The sequence below is a fragment of the Palleronia sp. genome, assembly GCF_042089775.1.
In the GTDB taxonomy this organism is placed as follows: domain Bacteria; phylum Pseudomonadota; class Alphaproteobacteria; order Rhodobacterales; family Rhodobacteraceae; genus Palleronia.
On record NZ_JBELKF010000130.1, the window covers coordinates 1 to 6,644 of the forward strand.

A 6,644-nucleotide genomic window follows, 5' to 3' on the forward strand; every position below is an offset into this window, starting at 1 on the left:
GAACCTCGATCTCTTCATTGTCCGTCTCCTCGTTGGAGCGGACTCTACCTCAAACCGGAGGAAGAAACGGGGCTCCGGTTACCCGCTAAATGATAGACGCCTATCATTTTTCATTTGACGATGATTGCGCTGCCTGATTGGGATGGCAGCGGGAGGATCTCATGGATAGGCGAGTGCCGACATTGAGCGACGTCGCGCGCCTTGCGGGCGTCAGCTACGCCACCGCCGACAGGGTGGTGAACGCCCGCGGTGGCGTCGCCGAGAAGTCGGCACGTCGCGTGCGCACTGCGATCCAGGAACTTGGCTATGTCCGCAATGTCGCCGCGGCGAATCTGTCGCAGGGGCGGCTCTATCGCTTCGCGGCCATCCTCCCGGACGGCTCCAATGCGTTTTTCGATCGGATGCGCACCCTTTTCGAGAACGCCGCCAGCGGTCTGCTCGTGGATCGGGTCGAACTGGCGGTCGAGGCCGTCGCCGCCTTCGATCCCGCCGCGCTGAACCGCCGGCTGCAGGCGCTGGCCGATGACGGCGTGGACGGCATCGCCATCGTGGGCAGCGATGCCGCCGAGGTGGCCGACGCCATATCGGCTCTGCGCGAGCGGGGCGTCGGCATCATCACTCTGGTGTCGGACGTTCCGGGCTCGGACCGTGACGCTTATGTCGGGATCGACAACGCAATCGCCGGCCGCACCGCCGGGCGGCTGATCCTTCTGGCCCATGGCGGCCGGGCGGGGCGTATCTTGCCGGTGGTCGGTGCCTTGTCGGCCCGTGACCACGCGGAGCGGCTGGCCGGTCTGCGAGAGGTCGTCGCCGGCACCTTGTCGCTCGCCCCAGAGATAGAGGGCCGCGACCGCCATGAGGTTGTCGAGGCGCAGGTTTCGGCGGCACTGGCGGCCGATCCCGCGATCACCGCGATCTACAGCGCCGGTGCCGGCAACGCAGGCCTCGTTCGCGTGATCGAGGCGCTGGAGGGCGACGATCGGCCCGTCATCGTGCTGCACGAACTCGTGCCCCACACGCGCCGCGCCCTCGAGGCCGGCCACATCGATATCGTCATCGACCAGCGTCCCGAAGAAGGGGTGGCGCGGGTCGTCGAGGGGCTGCGGCAGCTGGCCGACCGCCGCGGGCCGATCGTCGCAGAACCCATCGTTCCGAGCATCTATGTGCGGGAGAATCTTCCTCCCGCGCCCAACCATCCAGAAACGGGAAAGACCATATGACCGACTTCTTCAAAGACATCGAGCCGCTGGCGCACGACCCCAACTCCGATGGGCTGGCCTTCCGCCATTATGACGCCGACGAGACGGTCATGGGCAAGCGGATGGAAGATCACCTGCGCTTTGCCGTGGCCTACTGGCACTCCTTCGCGTGGGAGGGTGGCGATCCCTTCGGCGGCGCCACGTTCGAGCGTCCCTGGCACCCCCAGGACGACATGGGCCGCGCCAAGATGAAGGCCGACACCGCGTTCGAGATGTTCCGCATCCTTCGCGTCCCCTTCTACTGCTGGCATGACGCCGACATCCGCCCAGAAGGTGACACCTTCGCCGAAAGCCGCGACCGTCTGGACGAGATCACCGACTATTTCGGCCCGAAGATGGAAGAGACCGGCGTGAACCTGCTGTGGGGCACCGCCAACATGTTCGGCCACCGCCGCTGGATGGGCGGCGCCGCCACGAACCCCGATCCGGACGTCTTCGCCTATGCCGCCGCGACCGTGAAATCCTGCATGGACGCGACAAAGAAGCTCGGCGGGCAGAACTACGTCCTCTGGGGCGGCCGAGAGGGATACGAGACCCTCCTGAACACAAACATGGGCCGCGAGCGTCAGCAGGCGGGCCGTTTCCTGCAGATGACCGTCGACTACGCCAAGAAGATCGGCTTCGATGGCCAAATCCTGATCGAGCCCAAGCCGCAGGAGCCGACCAAGCACCAGTACGACTACGATGTCGCCACGGTCTATGGCTTCCTCAAGGATTTCGGCCTCGAGAACGAGGTGAAGGTCAATATCGAGCAGGGCCACGCCATCCTCGCCGGCCACTCGTTCGAGCACGAGCTGGCGCTGGCCCGCGAACTGGGGATCCTCGGCTCGATCGACATGAACCGCAATGACTACCAGTCGGGCTGGGATACGGACCAGTTTCCGAACAACGTCCCCGAGGTCGCGCTGGCTTACTACGAGATCCTGAAGGCCGGCGGGTTCACCAAGGGCGGGACGAACTTCGACTCCAAGCTGCGGCGCCAGTCGCTCGACCCGGTTGACCTGATCGCGGCCCATGCCGGCGGCATGGATATCTGTGCGCGCGGTTTGAAGGCAGCGGCGGCGATGCTCGAGGACGGCACGCTCGAGCGGATGCGCGACGAGCGCTATGCGGGATGGGAGACGGATGCCGCCAGGTCGATGCTGGCCGGCGATCTCGAAAGCGCTGCCGCGCGGGTCGAGTCCGAAAAGCTCGATCCCCAGCCGCGTTCGGGCCGACAGGAGATCCTCGAGAACATCGTCAACCGCTTCGTGTGAAGCAATTTGGCGGCGACCTCAGGGCCGTCGCCACCGATTTCTGGTCTCGGCAGGCGTCAGCCAGCCCCAGTCCACGTTCAGCACCGCTCCCGTGATCAAGCGGGCGGCGGGCGAGCAGAAGTAGCGGCCGTGCCGCCTGTGCCGGATTGATCACCACAGCGGCCGATGGGAAAGCGGTTGAGGATCGCCCTCGACAGCTCAGGTCCGGTCGGAGCAACGTCGGTGTTGCTCGTAGCGATGAAGCCCGGCGCGGTCGCATTCCCGTGATCGAGGGCGCACCCATCCCTTCGCCGGGATTTGCGGCAGCCCCACGCGCGGCTGTGTGCATTCACTTGGTCTCACGGTGCTTCAATGGGTTTGTCACCGGAAAAGCCCGGTAGAAGTCGGGCTATCTCGGATGGGAGTGGGCCGTGTGCCTGGCCGACGGTGGCGAGGCGGCCAGAGCGCCCCCGGCGGATTCGGGTCATAGATGCACCGCGCGATCGCCTGTCACTCCCGGCATCTATGATAGGCTATTTCGCGTCGGAAATGGCAAGTCACCAATTTGCGCTTGCGGTCTTCTAGTTGCATCGCTGTGCCCTCTCAGACTTAAATTGTTTGGTCAGCATCGCACAATTTCCGGAGGCGTGATTCCGGCATCTTTGCGAAAATCGTTGGCGAAGGCATTCCACAAAATGACCGCGCCATTTTGGATAGGGGATAAGCGCAGTCGAAGGGCTCGGCGCGAAATGGCTCTCTCCTGCGGACCTGCGGAAATATGCTCAATGCCTCCTCGCGCATCAGGTATTCTTCCTCCACCAGGCGTGGATCGCGCTCTTTCCCACGCGGCGCTCCGGGGGGAAGCGGTTCGCGATGAGGTCGGCCAGATTGTCGAACTTCATTGAATCGATGTGCGCGAGCACGACCGCGCGCAACTCCGCGTCAGTGTCGAGTTTCGAAGGTAGGCCGGGTCGGTGTGCGGCCCGGTGCGGATTTGCTGGGGGGACAGTTTTAAGCCACTCTTTAACAGGCTGCTGAAAAAGTCGGCGGTCCCCACGCTCGTGCCCGAATAGGCTGGTTTTTCAAGCGCTCTCGTTGAGCAGAGGAAACGCGCTCGGGTCCCGCATCGACGAAGTCGACGATAGATGCTCCTCAAATCCTTTTTCAGCAGCCTGTTAACGCCCCCTTCAAACGCTGCCTCGGCGGCGAGTTCGAGCGCGTCCGACAGCGCGGCCTCGGCCTTGACTGTCGCTGCCTGGGCGGCGCAGGCCAGTTCGCGAGCCTCTGTCATCGCGGCGCGCGCAGCGTTCAGATCATCGGCCAAGCGGGTCATACCGGCTTACCCTCCGCCATGCGCGCCTCGGGCGTCTTCAGCCACCGGCGCACGGTCACGTCCCTTGCGCGCAAAGTGCGGCCGATCTCGGCCGTGGATGTGCCACGCGCGACCAGCGAGGCGGCGAGCCGGCCGCGCTACATTCAGCCCCGGCGGACGTGACCCGGTGATATTCCCTCGGCCGTAGCCTGGTCTTCGGACTGGTGCGCAATGTGGGGTTTCCGGCGGTGCCGGACTGAGAGGCCCCACCGTCCGCCACCTCAAAACGACTCGCGCCCCGCTCGACCGGCCGGGACCAAACCGGCCGAAGCGAGGCGCGCGCTCCCCCAGAGCGCGCGGGATCTCGGGACCGGGACACCCGGTCAGCTCCGCAGGCGGCCTTCGGGTAGGCCGAGCTGGCGGCAGACGGACAGTGCTTTCGACGAATCCGAAGCAGGCCGGCGGTCACGCGATCCCGGCGGTGTTCCCTGGACACTCTGCCGCGTAGGGTGACTGTAGGCTGGCACGGCCGACTCCACGAAGGCGTCGAAGCTGGCCTCTTCCATCTGGCTCAGCTCAAGCGCCCACTTCTTCATCGGCGTCGTCAGGTAGTCCTTGCGAAACGCATCATCGACCTTCGCCTATGCCCGTTCGGCGCTGAGGGTCGCGGTCCGCGTCGCCCGCTTGCGCATCATCTCTTTCACCGCGTCTAGCGGGTCTGGGGTGGCCTCACTATCCAGGCGAGGGTGCAGGGTTCCGAAGATCGTTTCTGGCGTCGCGTCCTCCGGCAGGTCGAGAAGGGCGACCAGGCGGGCGATGAAGTCGTTGGCGTTCATGAGCTCGGTCTCCCGTGCAAGGGCGGTGATGCGAAGGGCAGGGTTGTGACCAGGGCCGCGCTCTTCAGGCGGACGATGCGGCCGCTGCCCTTCTCGGTGATGATCGTCGGGCTGAGGAAGCGGTGTTTCCGGGCCGCGATCAGGATGCGGGCGCGTTCGGTCCACTCGACGCGACCCCAGAGCCCGTTGGACCGTTGCTTCAGCTCGGTGATCCACCCGGCCGGCGGAACCCGACCGCTGACGCGCCCTTTCGGAGCGTCGTTCTGGTGTTCGTAGTCCACCGGCAGGTCGATCCCTCCGGCGGAGAAGGCAGCGACGATGGTCGCGCTGTCCGTCGCGTCGAACGTCCGCCCGTCGCGCGCTTCGATCACCCCCGGCGGCAGGAGGTGAACCCATTCCGGCGCACCGTTCAGGTGCTCGCCGGTGGAAAGGCGCACGGTATCGTGCATCGCCCGCGTCACATCGCAGTGCCACGTATGACGAGACGACAAGCTGAGCCATGCCGGACAACGGGTTCGATCCCCCGCCGTCGTTCATATCGGCGTTCAGGAGATGCAATGCAGTCTCCTCCAGGGCGGGCGGCACCATGAGGTTCGGGCGGATGCCCAGAACGTGACCGCCATCCGAACGATAGGCCACCATCGCCGCGCGCGCGGCGGCGTAGTTGGCGGCCGTCAGCGGAGCACGGCTTGCATAGGCGAGCTGCCGAAGGCCGAAGCCCGCGTTCACCCGCGCCCGCACCACGTAGATATACTCGTCGTTCATGAAGACGTGCGGGTTCGCCGGGTCGTTCATCGCCTGGAAGTCGTAGGCTTCGCGTTCCTGCGAGATGATCGGCCGGACGGTGCGCGCGGTGTCCAGGAGGAATCACGCGGGCTCGGCCCCGTCCTGATAGTTGCTGACGGAAGAGACGTTGCCTGCCGCGTCGGTCACCGGGTGATGGGCGTCGAAGAAGTTCTGCCCGTCGAAACCCAGCGTGTTGAAGCCCGACGTGAGCAGCCCCATCACCAGCTCTTCGAGGTGGGTGCGGGCAAGCCGTCCCATCTCGTAGAAGACCGGCTTGAATACGCCGATCGTGTCATCCCAGATGTTGTCGCGCGGGATCTAACCGTGCTTTCGAACTTGCGGTTTCGGATCGCGAACGCATGCGCCGCGAGGTTCTTGACCACGCGTGGGCCGATCCACTCGCGGAGCTGCGGAAACTGGCCGAGCCAGCCGTAGGTTTCTTCGGCGCCGGAACTCGGCACCGTCATGGCGATCTTGTCCCAGTCCACCGGCGCTTCGAGATAGGCGTCCGTGTAGACGCTCTTGAAGCCCTCATAGACCAGGGCCAGGTTCCGGCTGTTGATGATCATGGTGTCCCGTCCGTTGTATTCCCGGAAGGGGATAGCCCGGGACGGAAGTTGCCGGACAACCGCAACGATGTGCGGGACATCCGGCGGGCCTTCGGCCGACGAAACGCTACGCCGATCCGGCGGGACTTGGCAAGCCCGCCGCCAGCGCGACCGTTAAAGGGTAGTTAAAGAGGTCTGTGGGGCCGCGGCGGGATCTCGCGGGGCAAGCCCCGCTGAAAGACAGACAGGCCACTCATGGGGGCGCTCAGAGCCTCGCCCCGATACGCGCACGGGGCGGCGATCCTGCGACCGCCGCCCCGCTCCATGCCGCCCGCCCGGTCAATCACGCCGCGCGGGCCTTCATCGCCTTCAGAGCGGTGATCGCCCTCTGCCCTTGGCTCTTGGTCAGGGACCGCAGACTCGACACGTGAAAGGTGCGCTCGATCCAGGTATTGAGCCCGTCCGGCGTTCCGGCCCCTCTGGTCCCTTCGTCCCAGAAACCGCGGATCAGCTAGAGCTGGGCGAAGCTCGCCATGCCCGGCCGTGTGCCGTAGTCCGGCCCCTTCTTCACCAGGAGCATGATCCCGTCCTCGAAGAAGCCCATGAGCGCTTCGAAGCCTTCCCTGTCCAGTTCCGTCGAGATGGTGACGCCCGCAACCTGGATCAGG

At 65.3% G+C, this 6,644-nt stretch carries 6 protein-coding genes and 2 pseudogenes; 2 read left to right on the forward strand and 6 right to left on the reverse strand.

Annotation, left to right across the window (positions count from 1 at the left end; all coding sequences use genetic code 11):
• The first annotated feature begins 173 nt into the window (after positions 1-173).
• Both ACFDS3_RS18230 and xylA read left to right on the forward strand, forming a co-directional pair.
• Positions 174-1,220: a LacI family DNA-binding transcriptional regulator gene (locus tag ACFDS3_RS18230; RefSeq protein ID WP_375263776.1), complete on the forward strand. Its 1,047-nt coding sequence runs from the start codon at positions 174-176 to the stop codon at positions 1,218-1,220.
• Positions 1,217-2,515, forward strand: coding sequence for a xylose isomerase (gene xylA, locus ACFDS3_RS18235; RefSeq protein ID WP_375263777.1), 1,299 nt, complete (start codon positions 1,217-1,219; stop codon positions 2,513-2,515). The genes ACFDS3_RS18230 and xylA overlap by 4 nt, the downstream gene beginning before the upstream one ends.
• An 877-nt stretch (positions 2,516-3,392) precedes the next feature.
• Here xylA and ACFDS3_RS18240 read toward each other — a convergent pair.
• The 6 genes and pseudogenes from ACFDS3_RS18240 to ACFDS3_RS18265 form a co-directional block, all read right to left on the reverse strand.
• A complete protein-coding gene (locus tag ACFDS3_RS18240; protein WP_375263778.1) occupies positions 3,393-3,827 on the reverse strand; it encodes a hypothetical protein in 435 nt (144 codons plus the stop codon).
• A gap of 362 nt (positions 3,828-4,189) precedes the next feature.
• Positions 4,190-4,429: pseudogene (locus ACFDS3_RS18245) on the reverse strand (hypothetical protein); the annotation flags it as partial.
• An 18-nt stretch (positions 4,430-4,447) separates the two neighbouring features.
• Entirely contained in the window at positions 4,448-4,642 is a 195-nt protein-coding gene (locus ACFDS3_RS18250; RefSeq protein ID WP_375263781.1) for a hypothetical protein, read from the reverse strand.
• Positions 4,639-5,091: a phage protease gene (locus ACFDS3_RS18255; RefSeq protein WP_375263779.1), complete on the reverse strand. Its 453-nt coding sequence runs from the start codon at positions 5,089-5,091 to the stop codon at positions 4,639-4,641. The genes ACFDS3_RS18250 and ACFDS3_RS18255 overlap by 4 nt, the downstream gene beginning before the upstream one ends.
• 82 nt (positions 5,092-5,173) lie before the next feature.
• A pseudogene (locus tag ACFDS3_RS18260) lies at positions 5,174-5,997 on the reverse strand (Mu-like prophage major head subunit gpT family protein); the annotation flags it as partial.
• A gap of 322 nt (positions 5,998-6,319) precedes the next feature.
• Positions 6,320-6,487 carry a phage protein GemA/Gp16 family protein gene (locus tag ACFDS3_RS18265; protein WP_375263780.1) on the reverse strand — a complete coding sequence of 56 codons (168 nt, stop codon included), beginning with the start codon at positions 6,485-6,487 and terminating at the stop codon, positions 6,320-6,322.
• Positions 6,488-6,644 lie beyond the last annotated feature (157 nt).